Source organism: Chitinophagales bacterium, assembly GCA_020636495.1.
In the GTDB taxonomy this organism is placed as follows: Bacteria; Bacteroidota; Bacteroidia; order Chitinophagales; family Chitinophagaceae; genus UBA5543.
Genome location: JACJXQ010000008.1, coordinates 1,538,943 through 1,562,364 on the forward strand (window position 1 = coordinate 1,538,943; position 23,422 = coordinate 1,562,364).

A 23,422-nucleotide genomic window follows, 5' to 3' on the forward strand; every position below is an offset into this window, starting at 1 on the left:
CCATTATAGCACGCCCTCCCTTTTATGATATTGTTGGCTTAAAATACAACCATCTTTGTTTTTGCAAAAATGGTGCCCTCATGCAACACTTCTACCAGGTAGGTACCGCGGGGTAGGTCGACTTTTATTTTAGCGCCGCCATCCTTGCTTAATACTACATCGTTACGCCATACTACAATACCCGCCATGTTCATGATGCGTATCGCTGTTGATTTACCTTTAAGTGCCAGATTTTTTGTACTGATATTGAAATCACCGTAGTTAGGGTTGGGGGCAATAGTAACAACATCCTGAGCCAGGGGTATCGTGTTGGCTATGCCTGTTGTGGATTTGTGGGTAGGCGAACTCCACATACCGCGACCATAGGTAGCTGCCCAGATAGTATTTGTCGTGTTGTTGATACCAAGATCCATAACTTCAACGTTGGGTAACGTTCCGTTATTGAAGTATTGCCATGCAGTGTCGTTGTATTCTTTATAAAACACACCAAGGTCAGTGCCGATGTAAAGTGTGTTATTGCTCTTGTCATATTCAATGCAATTAACAGGCACGTCGGGCAGGCCGTTATCAACAACTGTCCATTTGCCGGTACGTATATCAGCTACTGCAACTTTATCAGCAGTGTAGGTTCGGTAAGTTACCCAAAGCGAATCCTTGCAAAAAGGGTCTACCATTAGGCCGGATACAGTAAGCATATTAGAGTTGATAGGGCTGAGTACTTTCCACGCATTTCCGAAGTCTGTTGTATATCTTATTGTACTGGCGCTGGAGGTTACTGTAGCACAGAACAAATATTTGTCGTCTATTGCTGTTGCAGCGAGTTGTGTGATGTTATTGAAGAAATTGGGCGAAATTGCAGACCAGTTATCGCCATAGTCAGTTGAAACAAATACATAGTTATATCCTGCAACAAGCACATTTCTACCTACCGGGTGAATAATATAAGGCGTTATCCACGCACCTTTAGGCTTGCCCGGAATATTCCCTTGTATGTCTGTGAATTTCTGCCCTCCGTCAACCGAGCGCCTGAGTTCACCGTATTGTTGCGCCGTATACAGTATATTGCTGTCAACAGGATCCATCTGGCATTCCATACCATCTGCGCCTGTCATTTGTTGCGATGTGCCGCCAACCAACATTTTGGTGCCATTGTCCTGTGCGCCACCCAGTACATAGGTTGCTGCATCTGAAACTGCATTCCTGTAAAATTGTGTAATACCCAAACCTTCGCTTTTGTTATCCCATATGCTGTTCGTACTCATAGGCGCATAAGTTTTGAAAAGCCCACCGTCGTTACACTCAAAAAGGGTAGAAGGCTGGAGTGGGTGGAACTTGTGAAAATGTTTGTCCGCATGAACAATAGTGACACCGGTTACTGTATTCTTCCATTGATTGACCAGTTTCCAACTGCTGCCACCATTGGTAGATACCCAAGTATTCACACCGCCAACTACAACCTGGTTCTCGTCCAACGGGCTGATTTCTATAGACAGGTCATACCAGCCTTGCCCGGCACATTCATCACCTTTGGGGCTGCTGGCCAGAATGTTGGTACTGCAGTTGGTGCCATCGTCAAATATTTTCGTGAAGGTTTTTCCTGTGTCTGTTGAGTTGTAAATACCTTCCAGACCATAATCGCTTTTTGCAACTACTACTTTCACTACCGCAGTGTTGGCTTTGGTGACTGCAATTTCAACTCTCCGGCCATTATTTACACCTGAGACAACCTGCCATGAAGTCCCGCCGTCATTTGAACGGAATACATTTTGAGCACCCTGGTAGGAGCCGGCGGCAAACATAATAGCAGTATCTGTTGGGTGTGGCAATAGTTGCTGGAAGTAACCTGTATACAATAATGTCCATGATTTACCGGCGTCATATGATTTATATATCCCATCAGAAGTTGCAACTGTTAACGAGTTGGTATCTATCGGATTTACTATCAACCCATTTGTTTTCTTTGATGCAGTAAAAGGATACTGAAAGCCTGTAGTATCCCATGTCGCACCACCATCAGTGCTTTTGAAAATGCCCATACTATAGGTGTCACCTGCGTCCCTGTCGCCCGTGCATACATATATAGTATTAGGGTTTTGCGGGTTGTAATCTATATCTGCTACACCTAATACAGGAAAAAAATCGTTCAAAGGTGCCCATGTTGCTCCATCGTCTTTTGTACGCCATATTCCGCCACCTGGTGTGCCTATTATATATACATTAGAATCTGTCGGGTGAAATTCAACCACTGTCAATCGTCCCAACCCAAAATTGCCACTAAGCGGGTTGGTAGGGCCATGAAATGTCCAGTTGGCATCCATCGCAGTGCTTTTACCTTCAGCACGGTTGATACCTTCTTTTGCCTGCAGTTTTTTCAGTTCGCGCCATATATGTGCTGTAGATACCAGGTGCCCTTGTTCATCAGTGCGCCCCTCCACAAAGTTCAGCCAGCGCCGGAAATGATAGTTATTATCTTCCCGCTCGTCTTCATTGTCGGTAGTTCCTTTTTCTTCGTCAACAGAATGATTTAAAGATGGCCTAGCCTCATAGGCTTCCGCTATTTCAGCCACTGTCATTTGCTCAACGTTCACATTTTCCAACCACGGTTGGGACATAACCTGCAGGCTGCATAGTACAGCCGCTGAAAGCGTATATATCTTTTTCATCTTACTACTAAGGCATTGCTATAGACGGCAGAACTGTGATGCTGTCCACAGGCAGGGCAAGCCAATTGCTGTTTACGGTTTTATAATAGATAACATTGTTTTTGTCTTGCGGTATTTCAGCAGGAATCGGGTGCTTGCCACCTGTTACCGGGTACAGTTCAAGAGTATCGCCTGTAGCAAAATTCTGATTGTTTGTGCTGACGGTCACATAGTTAAGAGGAGTCGGGATTCCATCCCCGTTGTCTTTTACAACAAGTGGTTTGTAACCGGTCACTTTATTTACGTTGCAAGGCAGCCAGCTTTGTTGTCCGCGCCAGAAGAATGAGGCCGGCGCGTCTTTGCTCTTCCAGACAATAACAAACCTGTTATCAGTAGTAGGCTCCATTTCCGGTCTGCCGGGAAGAGTAGTTTGCTCGGTTGCCTGTAATAGCAAAGGTTTGTCACTTGTGATATGCCTGCTTGTTTTTGCTGCTGTGCTTTTTTTTGATTGTGCGCAAGCGGTTAATGCCATAAATAAAATAGCCAGTATCGCTACTGTAAAAGTATTTTGTCTGATCATCAGGTACATTTAAAAGAGGGAGTAAAAATAGATATAACAGCGGGTAAATATACGAAAAAAGAACCCGCCATTTACGGGTTCTTTTTTCGTTGAGTAGGTTTTATTGTACCATTACCTGCTATTTGGTCAGCTTCATTTCTTTCAGCAGCCAGCCGGCATCGCCCAGCTTATCCACTATAAACAGGACATAGCGGATGTCAACGCTAATGTTACGGCACAATCCCGGATCAAAATACAGGTCACTCATAGTACCTTCCCATATCCTGTCAAAGTTCAGGCCTATCAGTTCTCCTTTGCTATTCAGTACAGGGCTGCCCGAGTTGCCTCCTGTGGTATGGTTGGTAGCTATGAATGCGATTGGCACTGTGCCATTCACTGCCCAGCGTCCATAATTTTTGTTTTTGTGTATTTCTCTCAGTTTTTCCGGCATATCAAACTCCTCAATGTCCGGGTTATGTTTGGCAACGGCTTCATCAAGGTTAGTCTGGAAAGAATATCCAGCCGGCCCGTCCGGATCTATGCCCTTCACATTGCCATATGTCAGGCGCAGTGTAAGATTTGCGTCGGGAAAGAAATTGGTATTGTGGTCGAGTGTCATTTGGGCTTTCATATACAGCCTGTTCAGGTAACTCATTTGCTCGTTATAGGTTGTCAGTGCAGGTTTAACACGTTTTTCGTTAACCGTATTAATAGCATTATACAATATCCAGGCAGGGTCTGTTACAATGCTCATACTATCAGAAAGTGTGGTCGATTCAGCAAGTTTTTCTAATCTTGATTGGCTTGCGGCGGCTGAGTTATACACATAATTCGCCCATTTAGGATAGTCATTACCATATCTTTGCAACTGCTCTTTATATATAGAGGGTACATATTGCGGGCATTTAGCAAAAAACAGTGGCATCAGTTGTGTAAATACATCCTTATCTGTTGTCGCATCATAATTTTTGAAGTATCCGTTCCAGCTTTTCGCCAAACGCTTCAGGCTATCTGATAGTTCATCGTCAGTAATACCTGAGCGGTACACAGCCAGCATCTTTTCAAAATTTTGACCCTGCCGTATCAGTTCCACAGATAATACTGCTTCCCTGATGAACTCTTCTGCTTTTATCACATCATTAGCAGCATTTGACACTGCGCCGATTCTTGCCAGCAGGTCGTCAGCATAGGGTAGGGTCTCATCTGCCGCAGCCAGACCCTGGAAACTTTGTTCGTAGGCCATTTTCTTTTCAGGCACGTTGTTCAGGCGCAGGCCACGTACTTCTCCCTGCCATTTTTTCCAGCCATTAGCCACTCGTTTGTGTTTTGATGTATACTTCAGAAATACATCCCTATCAGCATCCATGTGTTTGGCCCATGTTTCAAGCAATGTGGTACGTACCTCGATGCGTATAGGGTCTATAATATTATATATCTGGTTTAATTGATAAGATGATATGTATTGCTGGGTGCGTCCCGGAAATCCATATACCATAGTATAGTCTCCCTCTTTGTATCCACCCGTATTAATGGCCAGGTATTTGTCAGGGTCGTAAGGCTTGTTGTCTTTGCTGTAAGGGGCGGGTTTATTATCCTTGCCTGCATAAATGCGGAACATACTAAAGTCTCCTGTGTGACGGGGCCACATCCAGTTGTCTGTATCTCCCCCAAACGAACCTACACCATTAGGAGGAAAGCCAACAAGACGTATGTCAGTATACTTTTCTGTCAGCAGCGCCCAGTATTGGTTGCCTTCATAATAAGGTTTGATAATGGCATCATACCCCGTGGTGTATTTATAACCTTTTTGTAGATTCTTTATCCTTATAGCTATGATACTGTCCCTTACTGTTTCAGACAAGGTATCATCGAGGTTAACGGTTATTTTATCTGTCACATTTTCTATTTTCCTAATAAATGTGACGGTTAAGCCACCACAAGGCAGCTCATCTTCATATTTTTGGGCCCAAAAGCCATCAGCAAAGTAGTCATGCTCCTTGCTGCTGAGCCCTTGAACTGTTCCGTATCCACAATGGTGATTAGTGAGCAAAAGCCCTTTTTTAGATATAACTTCAGCTGTACAACCACTGCCGAATAGTACAACAGCATTGTTCAAACCTGTACCATCTGCGTTGTATAGCTGTTCAACCGGAATGTTCAGACCGGCAGCTATCATCTCAGCTTCCTGGCTTTTTAGCAATGGAGGAAGCCACATGCCTTTTTTCGACTGAGCGTTTAATCCTGAGCCAACTAATATGATAATAATTAATGTCTTACGTAATAAACCAACCTGAAAATTGTTCATAAAAAGAAATAAATACGGAAAATTTTTTTCAAAGAAATAAATATACAGTTTTGCTATAAAATTTTAGGGCAAATTCGCTATATTAGCCCATTAGAAAGTGAAACTCTCTTCAGTATTATGAGAAAAAGTCTACTATTGGTAGTTTTTTTGATAGCCTCATTAGTGAGTTCTGTCAACGCCCAGGAGGAATTATTTAAAGCGCCTGACTCGGTTTGTGAAAAACAACTTATACAGTTGTTGAGTAATGTGCCGGACAAACAGTCACATTATTGGGGGTTTTGTTCCGGGTATCTTTATAAGGATCCTACAGGTGTCAACCTTGGAGATACGTTTAAATTAGACCTGCCCGCCGGAATAGAAGTTGCAAAAGACGATGATGGTAACTACTATGGCTTTGCCATAAACGCAGGAAATAATTCTTTCCTGAGGATGGATTTTGGTACTGATCTGAGTTCAATTCCAACCATTACTGATTTTGGTAATATGGATGGTATATTCCCGGATGAAGTAAACTCACTTTACCTGGTGCGTGATCTGGCTGATAAGCGTTGGTACATCTTCCTTACTTCCGGTCAGACAGCAGCTACTTCTGCTTTGTCGCGTATCGACTTTGGCAAGTCGTTATCCAACACTCCGAATATTGTGAACTTTGGAAACCTCGAAAATAAATTGAATTACCCTACAGGGGTTTTTGTTGCCAAAGAGGGTGACAAGTGGTATGGTTTCTATTGTAACTTCAACGGCAGCCAGTTGATGCGTTTTGACCTCGATTCAAACATTTCGCTGACACCAACTATTAAAGAAATATTGCCGGTTACTCCCGCACTGTTGAGTGGCCCAACAGATATCGGTGCTATTATAGATGGTGGCAAATGGTATTTCTTCATCACCAATGCAAATGCTAACTCGGTATCTCGTGTTGACATGGATAAACTGACCAACGAGACTCCGAACATTACAGTTGTAAGTAATAGTATCCCGGATCTGAAATCGCCATCTGCCATTACACTATTAAAAGATTGTGGTAAGATACACGGTATCATTACCAATGCCGGTTCGCACGACGTAGTGCGCCTGGAAATGGGTGACGTGAACGGACCGTACAATGGTACTAATTTTGGTAACATCGGGTCTACTTTGTCTCCTGTAGGTATCTCGCGTGTTATCCGCGACAGGGATAATGTATATGCATTCATCGTTAACCAGGCCAATAACAGCCTGACACGTATCAAGTTCGAACAATGTGATAACGCCAGTATACAGTACTCGCTAACAAACAAACCACCTAAGTATAGCTACGATACTGCCGGTTTCTACAATGTGTATTATGCTGTAAATGAAGGTTTACCTGATATGCAGGTACAATGTAAACAAATAACTGTATTGCCGACACCGGCTTTGATATTGTTGCCTCCTGATACTACTATCTGCCAGGGTGACACTGCTCGTCTTCGTATGGTATCTATCAATGCTATCTCTTACAGTTGGACACCTAACTATAATATATCCGGTGCAAGCAAAAACGAGATTAAGGTATGGCCTGAGTACACTACGCAGTATAATGTACGTATGCCATTCCCACTAGGTACTTGCGTAGTAGATACGCATATTACAGTTAATGTTATCAAGCTTCAGGCAGATGCAGGCCCTGACAGGACCATAAAAGATGGTGCGTCTACATTATTAGGCGGGCCTAATACATCTCAGGGGCTCAATCACCTGCGCAGGTGGGTGCCTGATCAGTATATTGATGATATCTACTCAGACAATCCGATGGTTCGTCCTCCGCACGACTTTACATATTACCTGGTAGTTACAGACACTGGCAGTAAGTACAAGTGCGCAAGCATTGATACAGTAGTTGTTTATGTAGAGTGTGGTGATGTAAATCTGCCTAACGCATTTATGCCTGAAAGCAATGGTGCGCGTGCTAAGTTTGGACTGCTGAATAGGGAAATTATTAAATTGGATAAATTTAATATATATGACCGTTGGGGTAAATTAGTATTCTCTACGAAAGATATGACTAAACAATGGGATGGTAATATAGGTAGTGAAAAAGCTGCTGTTGGCGTTTATGTCTGGGAAGTTGACGGATTCTGCCTCTCAGGTAAACGGATACAAAAGACAGGTAACGTTACATTGATACGATAACACAACCGGATAAATATTTTCACGAAAGGGGGCTCTAAGCCCCCTTTCGTGTTTTCAAATTGAAATGATTTATTTTTTCATAAAGCTTTTCAATCCACCGTGGTTTGTCTTATTCCGAGGCATAACCGACCTTTGCGCCAAAATTTTCTAACAATCTAAAAAGTAGTAAGAAGTAATGAGCAACAATTGTGTTACAGTTGGCAGTAAGTTTCCGGAGTTTAACAAGAAAGCAGTGGTATCTCTGGAAAAAGGTAAAGAGTTTCAAAATATCAGCAATAGCGATATGGAAGGAAAATGGGCGGTTATGTTCTGGTGGCCTAAAGATTTCACTTTTGTTTGTCCTACCGAGATAGCGGAATTCAACAACAATTTCGAGAATTTCGAAGACAGGGACACTATTTTGTTGGGTGCTTCAACTGACAGTGAGTTTGTACACCTGGCATGGAGAAAAGACCACGATGACCTGCGTGGCCTGAAATTTCCTATGATAGCTGATACTTCAAAAAGCCTGGCAGAAGAACTTTCTATCCTGGAACCTAACGAGAAGATCGCTTACCGGGCTACTTTCATCATTGATCCTCAGGGTATTGTTCGTTGGTTGAACATAAATGACCTGAGCGTAGGCCGTAATGTGGATGAAGTACTGCGTGTTTTAGATGCCTTGCAAACAGATGAACTGTGCCCTTGTAACTGGACAAAAGGCCAGGAAACACTGACAGCACAGCTGCAGGAAGCATAATTTTAGTACATAAATAATATCATAACATCCACCGCTGAAAGGTGGATGTTATGTATAAAATAATCAGTAGCATGGAACAAGAGAATACAACACTGACGGTATCTATTCAGAGTATGTTTGCCGAGTTGGGTATTGACGAAACGCATACTTCAAAAAGCCTGGAAAGTCTTTCGGCAGTAGATAGTAAATACCTGAGAGACCTGAAGCTGAATGTGGCAGCTGTGATGAAGAGTAAAAACCTGTCAGCCAGGGAGTCGGCTCTGCTGGCGCTGGCAGTATCTGTTACTGAAAAGAATAATGTGCTGATAACAGCATTTGAGAATATGAGCCGAAAAGCTGAAGCAACGGCGGAAGAAATAGCCGAGGCGCATGCATGTGCTTCTCTGCTCAGCCTGAATAATGTGTTTTACAGGTTCCGTCATTATATGCACGGCAATGAGTATTATAATAATACTCCGGCAGGCATTCGTATGAGTATCATGATGAATCCTGTACTTGGCAAAGAATTTTTCGAGCTGATGAGTATTGTTGTTTCAGCAATTAATGGTTGCGAGCAATGTATGGTGTCTCACGAACATTCAGTGAAAGCTTTGGGAACAACTGAGCCGAGGATATACGATGCGGTGAGGTTAGGTGCCGTGATACGGAGCCTGTCGGTAATTGTTTAGTTTACTTATTTTGAAGAATGTACTACAGGGAAGTATACAGAGAATGTACTTCCCTTTCCTAATACGCTGTCTACCTTCACTTTACCGCCATGTGCTTCCACTATAGCTTTTACGTAGCTTAACCCCAGCCCGAAACCTTTTACATTGTGCAAATTACCGGTATGGGCACGGTAGAATTTTTCAAACACCCTGTTCTGTGTTTCTTTATTCATACCTATACCATTGTCTTTCACCTGTAGCACGAACATGTTGCCCTCGTTCTTGGTGATGAGCTCTATTGCCAGGTCTTCTTTTGAATATTTGATGGCATTGTCTAGCAGGTTGAAGACCACATTTGAGAAGTGTACCTCATCTGCTTCTATAATAAAGTTATCAGCCTCTGTGCTCAAAGTCAGCTTGCCATTCTTATCCAGTATCTGCAGGTTTACATTGTCGGCTACTTTGTTAATGATCTCGTGCGCATTCAGGTTCTGGAGGTTCAGTTTTATGTCTTGTTTCTCTATCCTGGCCGACTGGAGTATCTTTTCTACCTGCTTGTTCATACGCTTATTCTCGTCCTTTATCATACGGCTGTAGTAGCGTATCTTTTCAGTGTCGTGTATCACTTTTTCATTGGTCAGGGCGTCTATTGCCAGCGATATAGTGGCCAGTGGTGTTTTTAGTTCATGGGTCATGTTGTTGATAAAGTCAGACTTTATCTCAGAAAGTTTCTTCTGGTTGAACATCGTACGGATGGTCAGGTAAAATGCTGCAATGATAATGATGGTAAATAATATAGATCCTGCAATATACCAGCCTATTTTTCGTATGATGAAATTGTTTTCCTCTTTCAAATACAGGTGCAGCACCTCATAATACAAAGCTTCCGGGTCGTTCAGGGTCAGCAGTATGTCAATGGAATTGCTGTTGTTCATCTCTGGGTTGAACCCTTTTGACTTTACTATGCGAGACTGAAAGATATTGGTAATGCTGTACTCAAAAGGCTCTTTTATGTTATACCTTTTCAGTGCTACATCTATTTTCTCGGTTATGTCTTCCGGTGATAATACTTCTACAGTAAACCCTTGCAGATAATATTGCCTTGATTCTTCATTCAGGAAACCGATATTCCCTTTCTTGAACAGGTAAGCGTCGTGCAACGATTGGTTGATCTGGGTAATGGCATGGGCCAGGTCTTGTTCCCTCTGTTGTCTGCGCAACTGCACAGAGTTGTGTATCCACGACATCTGTATGAATATGATGCCCAGCACCGATAAGGTGATCAGGATAATTATGAGAGGAAATACCTTTTTCATGAAACGGTGAAATTACATAAACGATAAGATTAAACATCATCGCCCCAAATTTGTTTAACGCTCATTTAACTATTCTCTATCTACAGCGTTTATTGCTGTGGATAAGCTATATTAAATATAATTTATTTTCTCTTTAACAGATGTTCAGACGTATTCTGCCTGTTCTGTGTTAATTTGTGACCATAAATACATTGCTTGGATAAAATTGTTGAAGTAAAGGGACTTACTAAATCTTTTGGCGATTTTGTTGCGGTAGACGATCTGTCGTTTTCTATCGAAAGGGGGAGTGTATATGGTTTCCTGGGGCAGAATGGCGCGGGTAAAAGTACCACAATTCGTATGTTGCTGGGACTGATTCATGCAGATTCAGGTGAAGTGTTGATAAACGGTGAACGGTTCGACAGGAACCGGAGAAGGGCATTGGAGCAGATAGGTGCAATCGTAGAACGTCCTGACCTGTATGGTTACCTGTCAGCCTGGGACAACCTGAAGATATTTGCACGGTTAAGCCGAAAACATATACCGTCAACCAGGCTGGAAGAGGTGATGGAGATAGTGGGTCTGCGCGGCAGGGAACATGATAAAGTAAAAGCTTACTCCCAGGGTATGAAACAAAGGCTGGGTATTGCTGTGGCATTAGTACACGATCCTGAATTGCTGATACTTGACGAACCTACCAATGGACTGGACCCTCAGGGTATTGCAGAAATGCGTGAACTGATACGTACGCTGGGCAGGCAGATGGGAAAGACCATTCTCATTTCATCACATTTGTTGTACGAAATGGAGCAGGTGGCCAGCGATATGCTCATCATTCACAATGGGAAAAAGATAGTAGAAGGAAAGGTGAGTGAATTGCTGAACCCCAACGAAACATTATTTGAAATAAGGATATTGCCCGACGATGCTATAACCGAAAAACTACACGCCAAAGGCTGGGGGCAGTATATTGACGGAGGCAATTCATCAACATTGATCTTTAAAATGCATCCGCGCAAAATGCCCGGATTGAATAAATACCTGGTAGAAGAACATGTTCATGTGCTGGAGATCAGGTCAAGGCACTCATTAGAGGCATATTTTTTATCACTCACAAACCACGCTGATGCTGAGACTGGAGCTGCATAAAATATTCCGTAGGCCACGTACCTATATCAGTTTCCTGATAATGACGGCGGTGACCTTTCTTATTCAACTGGCTATGTATGTGGATGGAAGCAGTTTTGTGTCGTTTGCTATGCAGGGGGTGGGTGAGCAGTTCGCTATTTCGGGTAATATTCTCAATGGCTACTTGGTTACCTACCTGGTATTGCAGTCGTTGCTCATACATATACCATTGCTTGTGGCATTGGTAGCCGGCGATGTACTAGCCGGGGAGGCCAACGCCGGCACAATGCGGCTGTTGCTTACAAAGCCTGTGTCTCGTGGCGGGGTGGTTCTGGTAAAATATATTGCCAGTGTAGCTTATGCCATGCTCTTGCTGGTGTGGCTGGCTGTAGTTGGCCTGGGCCTGTCTGTTCTGATATTCGGTACGGGCGACCTTATCAACCTGAAAAGTGATGCCTTTGTTATGTTGCTGGAACATGATATTATGTGGCGTTATATGCTGGCATTCGCATTTGCGGCATTGGCTATGTCAACAGTGGCTGCGTTGGCTGTGTTCCTGTCTGTATTTGCAGATAATTCTATAGGACCAATAATTGGTACTATGGGTGTGATAGTGGTACTGACCATTTTTTCTAACCTGGAAATACCTCTGTTCAATACCATTAAGCCATATCTGTTTACAACACACATGATAGCTTGGAAAGGATTTTTCGATGCGCCCGTACCATACGATGCAATAATCACTTCTGTATTGGTGTTGGTAGGATACATAGCGCTTTTTTTAGCGGCAACAATAGTAATATTTAAAAGAAAAGATATTCAGTCATGAGGAGATATGCAAGGAATGGTTTGTGGTTGTTGTTATTGTCCTGTTTCAGTTTTGTGGCTTGCGCACAGACTGATTCGTCTACTATATTATTTCAAAAATTAAGGGCAAGGCTGGATAAGGTAAATGACTATGTAGCAGACGTGCGTATCCGGATAGATGTCTCATTTATGAAAGTGCCACCACTCGCCGGCAAGCTGTATTTTAAAGCTCCCGACAAAATGAAACTGGAGCGTAACGGTGGAGTATCTATATTACCTAAAAAGAATATTAACCTCACATTGAATAGTATGTTCCCAGTGGGGGATGCTATTGTTATAGATGCAGGTACAGATGTAGTGAATAGCCGTGCTGTTAAAGTGATAAAAGTGATACCACAGGGTGAGAGTGATATTGTGCTAACTAAAATATGGGTAGACGAGGAACGTAACCTGGCATTACGGACGGAAACTACTACCCGTGACAATGGCACTGTGAAAATGGATCTGGCTTTTGGTGCGCATATAGCCCAGGGGCTGCCCGACAAGGTAATAGTGTACCTGGACGTAAAAGAGTATAAATTACCCAAAGGTGTTACCATGGATTATGACGCCAATGCACAAATGAAAGCTGATGATAAAGGCAATGGCAAAAATAAAAAGGGCAAAATTGAGATCAGTTATCTTAACTATGAAGTAAATAAAGGTCTGCCCGACAACATTTTCGCAGAAAAGGATTGATTTTTTACTGCCAAAACTTTTGCAACACCAAGATATTCATTAGTTTTAAGGGTTAATTATACTTAATTATGAGATATTCCTTATTGATTTTATCTGCTTGTGTGATAATGTCATCATGCACCAAGGTAGAAGAACAAGTGTCCAAGCAGGAGATGCTGAGAGCTGAGAAATGGAGACTGGACGATCAGTATATACACAAAAAATGGAAAAAGGATGGTGCCACGGTACCTGTAACCATTGATGCGGAGACACGTGTACCTATTGCTGCGTGTGATACTGATGACTTACTTGTATTCAGGGAAGGTAATGAAGGTGCGCACCTGCCCGGGGCAACTACATGTTCTATCAACGAAACTGCTGAGATCCCGTTCCGGTGGGGACTGACCGATAACGATACAAAGATGTATATCTACGATGACAAGGAACTTTTCAAAGTGGATGTGAATGCAGAGTTGATAGAGTTCTACTCCGACAAGTTCGCTATCAGGTTCGAGGAATATAAGGATAAAGCGGTAACTGAAGGCGGCGTAACTGCATGGTTGAGGGATACAACCATCTATACGATATATTTTAAAAAATACGTTCCGCCACCGGCAGAGTGATTTATATGATATTATTTTCACCCACCGGTAATGATCGGTGGGTTTTTTTATTTAAAACAACATGCGCAATTTGTAGCTTTGCAAACTTATTGAGCATTGAAGAAGTATTTATATGGTAAATATTACACTACCTGATGGTTCTGTACGGCAGTACGAAGCAGGGGTAACAGCAATGGATGTAGCAATGTCTATCAGCGAGGGGCTGGCACGAAAAGTGCTTGCGGCTGAAGTGGACGGCGAAGTTTGGGACGCTACCAGGCCTATTAATAAAGATGTGTCGCTCAGGCTGCTTACCTGGGGCGAGCAAGGGGCTGCAGCTACGTTCTGGCACTCTTCTGCACACCTTATGGCAGAAGCCCTGGAGGATTTGTATCCCGGAGTGAAACTGGGAATAGGCCCGCCCATAGAAAGCGGGTTCTATTATGACATAGACCTGGGTGACAGGGCCATACGCGAAGAAGACCTTGCAGCTATTGAAGCCAAAATGAAAGAACTGGCTAAGAATAAAAGCGTTTTCGAGCGGACAGAGATTTCTAAAAAAGATGCTATTGCCTATTTTACTGAGAAAGACGACCCTTACAAACTGGACCTGATAGAAGGGCTGGAAGACGGGCAGATCACTTTTTACACACAGGGCAACTTTACTGATCTGTGCCGCGGGCCACACATTCCGCACACCGGTCATATCAAAGCGGTAAAGCTCACCAGTATTGCAGGTGCATACTGGCGGGGTAACGAAAAGAATAAAATGCTTACCCGTATCTATGGTGTAACGTTCCCTTCGCAAAAAGAGCTGGACGAACACCTGGCACTGATAGAAGAGGCCAAAAAGCGTGACCATCGTAAATTGGGAAAGGAACTGGAACTGTTCGCATTTTCTGAGAAAGTAGGCAGTGGTTTGCCATTGTGGCTGCCCAAAGGCGCCATGTTGCGCGAGCGCCTGCAGCAGTTTTTGCAAAAGGCGCAGATAGACAGTGGCTACCTGCCGGTCATAACACCACATATAGGTAGTAAACAACTATATGTAACATCAGGGCACTGGGATAAATATGGTAAGGATAGCTTTCAGCCTATAGCCACACCACAGGAAGGTGAAGAGTTCATGCTGAAGCCTATGAACTGTCCGCATCATTGTGAGATATACAAAACACAACCTCGTTCATATAAAGACCTGCCTTTGCGCCTGGCTGAATTTGGTACGGTATACCGCTACGAGCAGTCTGGTGAATTGCATGGTCTGACAAGGGTGCGTGGTTTTACACAGGATGATGCACACCTCTTCTGCCGTCCTGAGCAGGTGAAAGACGAATTTAAGAAAGTGATAGACCTGGTATTGTATGTTTTCAACTCTCTAGGTTTTGAGAATTACACGGCACAGATTTCTCTGCGCGACCAGGAAGACCGAAGCAAGTATATAGGTAGTGATGAAAACTGGGCTATTGCAGAACAAGCCATTATAGAAGCTGCTGCAGAAAAAGGCCTGCAGACTGTTGTGGAGTACGGAGAAGCTGCCTTTTATGGTCCCAAACTGGACTTTATGGTAAAAGACGCCATCGGCCGTAACTGGCAGTTGGGTACTATACAAGTGGATTATAACCTGCCTGAGCGTTTCGAACTGGAGTATGTAGACAGTGATAACAGCCGTAAGCGCCCGGTAATGATTCACCGTGCTCCTTTTGGCTCTATGGAACGTTTCATCGCTGTGCTGATAGAACACTGTGGTGGCAACCTGCCACTGTGGTTGATGCCGGTACAGGTGCAGGTATTGCCGATAAGCGATAAATATGCTGAATATACTGATTTGGTTTACAGGCAGTTAAAAGCATCGGGTGTACGGGCTGAACTGGATGACCGTAGCGAAAAAATTGGACGTAAGATCAGGGATACAGAACTGATGAAAGTGCCTTACATGCTGATAATCGGAGAAAAGGAAATGAATGAGCAGAAGGTTTCAGTTCGTAAACATAAAGAAGGAGACCAGGGATCTGTTACGCTGCAGGAGTTCATTACTGAAGTAAATAGTATAGTAAATACTCAGATGGAAGGGAAGAAACCCCAGGCCGTCTAATAAGCATTTAATATGAGCATTATTGCAATTGAACGAACAAATACGCTAAATTTGCAACAATTTTAAAAATCTTTAATGCAGAAAAGGACAAAAAAACCATACCTCAGACAGAGACCACAAAAAGAACATCGTACAAACGAAGAGATTACAGTCCGTGAAGTAAGGGTTGTCGGTGACAATGTTGAATCAGATGTTTACCCGATAGAAAAAGCATTGCAACTGGCACGCGAGTTGGAGGTGGATCTTGTTGAAATATCACCAACAGCTAAGCCTCCGGTATGTCGTCTTATCGACTATAAAAAATTCCTCTACGAGAAAAAGAAAAAGGATAAGGAGCAAAAGGCAAAGTCAAAACAGTCAGAAGTAAAGGAAATTCGTTTTACACCCAATACTGATGATCATGATTTTGACTTTAAAGCCAAACATGCTTACAAGTTCCTGCAGGAGGGTAATAAGGTGAAATGTTATGTTCAGTTCAAGGGTCGCGCCATCATGTTCAAAGACAGGGGTGAGCTACTGTTATTGAAGTTTGCTGAGCGCCTGGCAGAAGTGGGGTCTTTAGAAAGCATGCCCAAAATGGAAGGCCGTAGGATGATCGCCATTTTTACACCTAAAAAGAAATAGTTAAATCAACTATATACAAAAAATCGATAGCCCGATTAACTATAAAAAATAAAAAAAAGATAACCTTGTTTGCAAAAAATAAAAACGATTTGTAACTTTGTGTTCAGAAATGAAGATATAAAGTTGTTGTAGCAGTACAATAATCTCATTATAAAGAAGTTTTCATGGTGATAGGGTTTATAGGGGCTGGCCTGTTCTCGGGCCGGCTTTTTTATTTTTTGCCTATCTTCGGTTATTAATTAGTCGGTATGCCTAAAATTTTCTTTTCCGTACTCATCATATTACTCCCTTTGTTTAGTGTTTGTCAGCCATTATCCTACTATGTAAACCTGCAAAATCAGGTAATGGTATGGGATAAAGGTTTGATAAGAAAAATAGACTACCTGCAACCTCTGGAAGTAAAAACAGGAAGAGTTGCTATCCCATACATAGACAATGCCCGCTCGTTTAAGATATACTATGGCGGAGCCATGAAAAAGATAAACGCCGGTTTTACAAACGAATTTAAAATAAGTGATAACCTGGTTGCTTATAAGAACAATACCGCACTCAGTGTTTTCGATAAAGGAAAGATCAAACAACTTTCTACCTATTGCGATACTTACTACCTGGGTGATAGCGTATTATTGTATTTTGACGGTGTACGTAGTGAGTATAAGGCATATTACAACGGTGAAGTTTATCCGATAGAAGGGTTCCTGGCTAGTGATGCACTAGATGTTGTGAAAGTGACAGATAACATTGCAGCATATGTGAACTATGCTAACCAGTTCAGAATATTTTATGGCGGGCAAATATTGTCGCAGGAAGATTATGCTGTGAACAGTTTTGAGGTCGGCAGGAGTACGGTAGGATATATTGACATCAGCCGTAGGTTCAAGATATTTCATGATGGTGAAACATATATTGTAGAAGATTTCCCGCCGAATTCATACCAGGTAGGAGATAATGTTGTGGCTTACGTTTCTACAGATGGTTACTTCAAGGTTTTTTATGATAACAGCATTGAGAGTATTGGATTTTTTGAGCCACAGGATTACCGCGTAATAGATAATATGGTTGCCTTCCGCGATCAGAGTGGATATATGAAGGTTTTCTACAGGGGTAAAGTTTACAGCCTGGAGAGTTATTATCCTGACAAGTTCGTTATGCAATATCACTCAATCGCATATGTCAACAGGATGGGTATGCTGCGTTTATTCTCTTATGGCGAGCTGTATGATGTGACCAACGCCACACTGGAAGACTGGCAACTTACCTATGATGTTTTGAAATACCAAATAGGTAAGAACATGTACAGGATATACTACAAGGGCATGGAATACGCTGATTAACAATAGCGTTTTATCATTCTGAGCTTGTGGGTCCTTTTTCTGAGTATTTTACTGACAATCCCTTCCGGATCAATTTTGTCTACTACTACTTTTCCGCTGGTATCTGTGGCGTGAATGATGCTGGTATTATCCAGCAAGAGCCCGACGTGGGTTATTTTTCCTTCTTCATTGTCAAAAAAGGCAAGGTCACCTTTGCGGGCATTTTGCAGAAAATCAACCAGTTCTCCGTCTTCGGCCTGCTGCGAGGCGTCTCGGCGGATAGCCATACCGCACATTTTAAACGCCATTTGCGTCAAACCGGAACAGTCTATGCCGGCAATACTCCTGCCTCCCCATAAATAGGGGGCGTTCATATATTGCATTGCGGCATTGGCCAGGTGGTTAGGGGTTGCTTCCAGTTCCTTGATCGCCAGTTTCTTACCCTTATATTTCCCGGGTTTGTGTAGCATTTTTATGCCAAACAGGTCGCTGCCCATGGGCACCCATTGTTCGTCGTGCTCAAATACCAGTTTGTTATGATGTTTATCGGCAATATACCGTGCTTCTTTACGGTAGTCTTTCTTATCAATAATAGATAGCTGTCCCAGTTTGGCCCAGCCTATATAGTCGTCCCAGTTGCAGTGTATCCTTGCCCAGTCGTTATCATTGATCTCCAGTATTTCTACACGGTCGCCGAAAAGTAGCTGGGTTACCATTTCTGCCCTGTGGGTGGGTTCGCTCCTCACCGGCACCAATGAACTATTGCAGAAAGCATACGATAAAACCATTATATTCTATATGTGTTTTTCCTCAGCACAATATTACACTGAATAATGTATTTATATTATCAATCGGAACGTTTCTATACCGAAATCTTTTATTAATTTAGCTCGCTAATGTCATGCCCATGCCATATGGTGTATTTTTAATATAAATAAGGCGGTAAGCAATGGATAATAATCATAGGTTAAAAGTAACAGTAGAATATGGATTCAACAACAGCGATCATAGTTGCCGTCGTCTCGGTGGTAGCGATCCTTATAGGTATATTATTAGGTAAACAACTCTTTGCAAAGAATACCCAAAAACAGATAGAAGAAGCTGAGGCGCAAGTAAAAAAGATAAAAGAAGAAGCGAAAGAACACGCAGAAACACTTAAGGAAAAGAAAATATTAGAAGCCAAAGAGCATTTCCTGCAAAAGAAAAGCGAACACGAGCAGGAAGTTAACCGCCGTAACCAGAAAATAGTAGAGCAGGAGAGCAAATTGAAGCAACTGCAGCAGAGCCTGAATGATAAGAACGCAGGCATGCAGAAGCAGATCAACGAGTATAACCAGCTGAAACAAAACCTGGATAAGCAACTGGAAGTTGTGAACATCAAGCGCTCGGAACTGGAGCGCCACCAGGAAGAGCACATCAAGCGCCTGGAAAAGGTAGCCAGCCTGTCTGCCGAAGAGGCTAAGGCAGAACTGATGGAAGCGGTGAAGGAAGAAGCCCGTACCAAAGCCATGTCGCACGTGAAGGAGATAATGGAAGAGGCCAAGCTGAATGCTACCAAAGAGGCCAAGAAGATCGTTATACAGACCATACAGCGTACTGCGGCAGAGCAGACCATTGAGAATGCTATTACGGTATTCAACCTGGAAACGGATGAGGTGAAAGGCCAGATAATAGGCCGCGAAGGGCGTAACATCCGCGCTATTGAGGCGGCTACGGGTGTTGACCTGATCATTGATGATACTCCTGAAGCTATCATATTAAGTTGTTTTGACCCGTTCCGCAGGGAGATAGCCCGCCTGTCGCTGCAAAGGCTGGTACAGGACGGCCGTATACACCCGGCACGTATCGAGGAGGTTGTGGAAAAAACACGCCGCCAGATGGAAGAGCAGGTGATGGAGATAGGTGAGCGCACGATCATAGAACTGGGCGTTCACGGCCTGCACAAAGACCTGGTGCGCCTGATAGGTAAAATGCGTTTCCGTTCGTCTTACGGGCAGAACCTGTTGATGCACTCTAAAGAAACAGCTAATCTTTGCGCTACTATGGCAGCAGAGCTGGGACTGGGACAGAAAGTGGTGAAACTGGCCAAGCGCGCCGGATTGCTGCACGATATTGGTAAGGTGCCTGACGAAGAGTCTGAACTGAGCCACGCACTGCTTGGGGCTAAAGTAGCTGAGCGTTGCGGTGAGCATGCGGCTATTGTTAACGCAATAGGTGCCCACCACGACGAGATGGAGATGACCTACATTATTTCGCCAATCGTACAGGCTTGTGACGCTATAAGCGGTGCACGCCCGGGTGCACGCCGCGAGATCATGCAGAGCTACCTGCAGCGTATCAAAGACCTGGAAGCACTGGCTACGGCCTACACGGGTGTTGAAAAAGCGTACGCTATACAAGCGGGCCGCGAGCTGCGCGTGATAGTAGAGGCCGAAAAGGTAAGTGATGCTGAAAGCGATAAACTGTCGTTTGAGATAGCTGATAAGATACAGAAGGAAATGCAGTACCCCGGCCAGATCAAGGTGACCGTAATACGCGAGCTGAGGTCGGTGAATATAGCTAGGTAATGTATTCATACTGATAGATAATTAAGGGGGCTGTAACGCGAGTTGCAGCCTTTTTTGTTTAGGGTTGCCCTGCCTGTTGTGCCTGCCTGCGGGTTACGGTACCCAACTCAATACCTGCATAGAGCATAGCTACCGCACACACAAATGAAAATGCCAGGAACAGGCTGACACCTGTCATCTCCAACGCGCTGACCTTTGATACCCGGCCCGTGGCGGCAAGGAATATGCCTGCAAACAGCATGTAACCCCAGAGTATGGTGAACAAGCTGCCACAGATGAGGTATACATACCTGTTGCGAAAAACAAGCGGGATGAAGAATGCGAGGTTGAACAGAGTGTGCGACCAGCTGAGGGTACCGTGCCAGGCATCCATGCCTATATCAAATGCTCCTGTAAGCGCAAAGCAAATGGAGGGTATGAGTGTTAATAGTTGTAAGCGTTTCATTGTTTGCATAACGTTTGGGTTGGTGAATTATTATCATGTGTCCCGGATGTTTGCTGCTTCTGTGGGCTGAAATTGTTAAGTGATGTTAAGTAACGGGGTGTTTTTTTGTACGGTGTGTTTCCCCTCGCGAGTGTACCTACCCCTACGCCTCCCACTGTGGGGGGACAGGCTCTCCCAAGAGGGGAATTGTTTGGTGTGGGTGGTTGTCCCCCTATCCCCCTGAAGGGGAGACATAGGGTGTGTCGTTCAGGAGAATTGTTTGTCGCGAGTGTGCCACCCCCGCCGGCGGGGGACAGGTTGTATTCTGTGTTTCCCTTCGCGGGTGTTCCAGCCTCTACCGGCTGTTGCCGGTCTCTCCCTCCGGAGGGAGAGAAAACAGGGGCTGGTTCTACGGGTATATCTATTTCCTGTATGGGTTCTTTCTCTTTTTCAGTGGTTTGGGCTATGAGGATATTGACCTGCTGCTGGAGGGTGGGGGTATTGACGTAGAGGTTGTGGGTCTTGCGCCAGGTGTGGGAGTTAGTGAGGTAGTTGTAAAAGTTCTCGAGACGGGTATCCATATCTATGGCGCGGAGCACGGCATAAACGGGCAGGTCGTCCTCAACCACTGTGTAGCCGTATTTTGTTTTGATGTTGCGCCTGCGTTTGGTCTCGCCCGTGATGATCTTAGAAAGTACGGCACGCTTCTGGTTGATGGTGAGGAGGTCTTTTTTCAGTACTTCGCCTTGCTCTTCTTCTATCTGCCGCAGCACGCGCTGGTGCATGCTTCGCTCTGTTTCTTCTATCCATGCCGATACGTCAGGCCGGGCCATGAGGCGCGATGCGGCTGCATAGAGTGAGTTGGTGCTTGCTTTGGGGTAGGTCATTTTGTAGGCTACGCCGGGGTCGTGTGTTTGCAGGTAGTTGAGGCAGAACTGTAGATGTTTTGTTGTCATGGTGGTAGAAATTTTATAGTCAAAACCCCAGTGTGGATGTAAGGTCTTGTTTCATGGTTAAACAATTATCCCATCGGGTGGGATTTTATAGTAGCCCCGCATGAGCGGGATTTCCATAAGTACGTCCGTATTTATTACAACAAAAATACGTAAAATTATAAATATTTACAAATTTAATTGTCTGAATCAGGATTTGCAGGATATTAGGATTTGCAGGATGGTTTTGCTGGCTGGGTTTGTCAATCGGGGGATTGATTGCCGTGAGGACGTAGTCAGGGGACTACGTCCAACAGGAGGCGGTTATGGTTCGCGTTACAAACGTCGTTACGTGTGATCCTCGTTGCAAACAAGGACCAGAATGGGTGGACATCAACTGTGTAGCATTGAATACCGTTCAGAGAACGGCTGCCAATTCGTTTATTCCACATCGCCCTGCGGAAGATGTGCAACAGCGAGGTTTTGTTGGTGTGGTTTGTCAATCTAGGGGATTGACGGCCGTGAGGACGTAGTCAGGGGACTACACTCAACCAGATGACGGTTAGAGGAGGCCCGGCCGGCCAATAGCATGGAATGTTTTTTGTATTTTTCCTTATCGCACCGGTTTATGAATACGATCACAGGATATGGTCTTTTATTGTGCTTGTTGTTTTGCGGCCTGCAAACGGGCTTTGCTAACACAATAGACTCGCTGTATACAAAAGAACAGGTGTGGAAATACCTGGAAGACAGCCTGGGGCAGAAGGGCGTTATATTCCCGGTTTATTGTACTGATATATCGCAGGCTGAAAAGATCAAAATGTATCTATCTGAATACATTAGTGTAGAGGACCCTATTACCGGAGAGGTGGTTTTACGAACCACTGTGTCCAGGGAATTTGATAGTACTGATAATTGCTGCAAGGATTATCCATTTGTAAATGAGAGCCTGGAGCAGGTACTTTCAAAGAAGGATTTAGATCGCTGTATCTTCTATAAAGCTGACCTGGACCATAATGGTTATACAGACCTGGTAGTATATTCGGGCAATGTCGTCGTTGTTATGGATAAGGGCAACGGTGTTGATGGCTATACGTTCTCAGAAGTTCCTGATGCGATAAAACTTGAGGGTATTGTGCCGCTGGCAGACAAGACAAATGGCATCTTGCTTAAGTATATGCATTGTGGAGCAGATACCGCTGCAATTGATACCATTGTTTATAAGTTCAATGCATTTGTAAAATATAACGCAGGTTATCAATCATTGCATATCAGTAAAATAAACTACTACTACTCCAACAGTTCGGCACGGTATTGTTTTGAAAGGCAAAGCTGTATGGAAATAAACAAGGACGGAAGGTGCTTTCTGAAATATGCGGCCACTGCCTTTGAGCCCGGGCGATATGACACCACTTTTTCTGCTATGCTGGACCGCAGGCAGGTGGATGAGCTCCTGAACCTGGTAGCCTATATAGATGTTAAGTCGAAAAAAGATGTTTACTCCAGTTGGATCAACCACGGAGAGGGTGGAAGGTTTTCTTTTCACTTTGAAGATGGTACGACGAAAAAAATAGAGGTCTGGTCTTGCCCCGCACCTATAAGTTTAGGCTACCTGAGCAAAAACATAGCGGCAATAAGCAGGGAGCTGGAATGGTTGCCTGCAGAAAACAGGGAGGATTTTGAATGCCCCTGCGAGTATACAGGGTTTGACAGCAAAAGCGACTGTGGAGCTGAATGGTAATGCTGAAAAAATGGCTGCGGATACGAGGTGTGCTCATGTTTTATGCAAATCGTTAATTTTAGTTATCAGCAACCTGCAGTAGTACGGCAGGGCTTGAAATGATATACACTGTCCCGCTATGATAACATCTATAAGAT

General features: G+C 43.8%; 19 protein-coding genes. 12 read left to right on the forward strand and 7 right to left on the reverse strand.

Annotation, left to right across the window (positions count from 1 at the left end; genetic code table 11):
* Window positions 1-38 precede the first annotated feature (38 nt).
* The 3 genes from H6550_06635 to H6550_06645 form a co-directional block, all read right to left on the reverse strand.
* On the reverse strand, window positions 39-2,663 hold the full coding sequence (locus H6550_06635; protein MCB9045798.1) for a T9SS type A sorting domain-containing protein: 2,625 nt from the start codon (window positions 2,661-2,663) through the stop codon (window positions 39-41).
* Window positions 2,664-2,670: 7 nt separating this feature from the next.
* Entirely contained in the window at window positions 2,671-3,222 is a 552-nt protein-coding gene (locus tag H6550_06640) for a hypothetical protein (GenBank protein ID MCB9045799.1), read from the reverse strand.
* Window positions 3,223-3,340: 118 nt separating this feature from the next.
* On the reverse strand, window positions 3,341-5,506 hold the full coding sequence (locus tag H6550_06645) for a S46 family peptidase (GenBank protein MCB9045800.1): 2,166 nt from the start codon (window positions 5,504-5,506) through the stop codon (window positions 3,341-3,343).
* 117 nt (window positions 5,507-5,623) lie between these two features.
* Between H6550_06645 and H6550_06650 the strand changes: the two genes are divergently transcribed.
* The 3 genes from H6550_06650 to H6550_06660 all read left to right on the forward strand — a co-directional run bounded on the left by H6550_06650 (window position 5,624) and on the right by H6550_06660 (window position 9,067).
* On the forward strand, window positions 5,624-7,660 hold the full coding sequence (locus H6550_06650; GenBank protein ID MCB9045801.1) for a gliding motility-associated C-terminal domain-containing protein: 2,037 nt from the start codon (window positions 5,624-5,626) through the stop codon (window positions 7,658-7,660).
* A gap of 175 nt (window positions 7,661-7,835) precedes the next feature.
* Window positions 7,836-8,399, forward strand: a complete 564-nt coding sequence (locus H6550_06655; GenBank protein MCB9045802.1) for a peroxiredoxin — start codon at window positions 7,836-7,838, stop codon at window positions 8,397-8,399.
* Between the two features lie 71 nt (window positions 8,400-8,470).
* Window positions 8,471-9,067 (forward strand): carboxymuconolactone decarboxylase family protein, encoded by a 597-nt coding sequence (locus H6550_06660; protein ID MCB9045803.1) that lies wholly within the window; start codon window positions 8,471-8,473, stop codon window positions 9,065-9,067.
* A gap of 5 nt (window positions 9,068-9,072) precedes the next feature.
* On the opposite strand, the gene H6550_06665 is transcribed toward H6550_06660, so the two are convergent.
* Window positions 9,073-10,362, reverse strand: coding sequence for a HAMP domain-containing histidine kinase (locus tag H6550_06665; protein MCB9045804.1), 1,290 nt, complete (start codon window positions 10,360-10,362; stop codon window positions 9,073-9,075).
* A gap of 195 nt (window positions 10,363-10,557) precedes the next feature.
* Between H6550_06665 and H6550_06670 the strand changes: the two genes are divergently transcribed.
* The 7 genes from H6550_06670 to H6550_06700 all read left to right on the forward strand — a co-directional run bounded on the left by H6550_06670 (window position 10,558) and on the right by H6550_06700 (window position 17,642).
* Entirely contained in the window at window positions 10,558-11,490 is a 933-nt protein-coding gene (locus tag H6550_06670; protein ID MCB9045805.1) for an ABC transporter ATP-binding protein, read from the forward strand.
* Window positions 11,468-12,298: an ABC transporter permease subunit gene (locus tag H6550_06675; protein MCB9045806.1), complete on the forward strand. Its 831-nt coding sequence runs from the start codon at window positions 11,468-11,470 to the stop codon at window positions 12,296-12,298. The genes H6550_06670 and H6550_06675 overlap by 23 nt, the downstream gene beginning before the upstream one ends.
* Window positions 12,295-13,014 carry a hypothetical protein gene (locus H6550_06680; GenBank protein ID MCB9045807.1) on the forward strand — a complete coding sequence of 240 codons (720 nt, stop codon included), beginning with the start codon at window positions 12,295-12,297 and terminating at the stop codon, window positions 13,012-13,014. The genes H6550_06675 and H6550_06680 overlap by 4 nt, the downstream gene beginning before the upstream one ends.
* Window positions 13,015-13,082: 68 nt before the next feature.
* On the forward strand, window positions 13,083-13,616 hold the full coding sequence (locus H6550_06685; GenBank protein ID MCB9045808.1) for a hypothetical protein: 534 nt from the start codon (window positions 13,083-13,085) through the stop codon (window positions 13,614-13,616).
* 112 nt (window positions 13,617-13,728) lie between these two features.
* Entirely contained in the window at window positions 13,729-15,684 is a 1,956-nt protein-coding gene (gene thrS, locus H6550_06690) for a threonine--tRNA ligase (GenBank protein MCB9045809.1), read from the forward strand.
* A 75-nt stretch (window positions 15,685-15,759) separates the two neighbouring features.
* Window positions 15,760-16,308: a translation initiation factor IF-3 gene (locus tag H6550_06695; protein MCB9045810.1), complete on the forward strand. Its 549-nt coding sequence runs from the start codon at window positions 15,760-15,762 to the stop codon at window positions 16,306-16,308.
* A gap of 248 nt (window positions 16,309-16,556) precedes the next feature.
* Window positions 16,557-17,642, forward strand: a complete 1,086-nt coding sequence (locus H6550_06700; protein MCB9045811.1) for a hypothetical protein — start codon at window positions 16,557-16,559, stop codon at window positions 17,640-17,642.
* Here H6550_06700 and H6550_06705 read toward each other — a convergent pair.
* A complete protein-coding gene (locus H6550_06705; GenBank protein MCB9045812.1) occupies window positions 17,639-18,409 on the reverse strand; it encodes a C40 family peptidase in 771 nt (256 codons plus the stop codon). The genes H6550_06700 and H6550_06705 overlap by 4 nt on opposite strands.
* A gap of 198 nt (window positions 18,410-18,607) precedes the next feature.
* Between H6550_06705 and rny the strand changes: the two genes are divergently transcribed.
* A complete protein-coding gene (gene rny, locus H6550_06710; GenBank protein ID MCB9045813.1) occupies window positions 18,608-20,188 on the forward strand; it encodes a ribonuclease Y in 1,581 nt (526 codons plus the stop codon).
* A gap of 58 nt (window positions 20,189-20,246) precedes the next feature.
* On the opposite strand, the gene H6550_06715 is transcribed toward rny, so the two are convergent.
* Window positions 20,247-20,633, reverse strand: coding sequence for a hypothetical protein (locus tag H6550_06715; GenBank protein MCB9045814.1), 387 nt, complete (start codon window positions 20,631-20,633; stop codon window positions 20,247-20,249).
* Window positions 20,630-21,568 (reverse strand): hypothetical protein, encoded by a 939-nt coding sequence (locus tag H6550_06720; protein ID MCB9045815.1) that lies wholly within the window; start codon window positions 21,566-21,568, stop codon window positions 20,630-20,632. The genes H6550_06715 and H6550_06720 overlap by 4 nt, the downstream gene beginning before the upstream one ends.
* Window positions 21,569-22,172: 604 nt before the next feature.
* Here H6550_06720 and H6550_06725 point away from each other — a divergent pair.
* Window positions 22,173-23,285 carry a hypothetical protein gene (locus tag H6550_06725; GenBank protein MCB9045816.1) on the forward strand — a complete coding sequence of 371 codons (1,113 nt, stop codon included), beginning with the start codon at window positions 22,173-22,175 and terminating at the stop codon, window positions 23,283-23,285.
* Window positions 23,286-23,422: the final 137 nt, after the last annotated feature.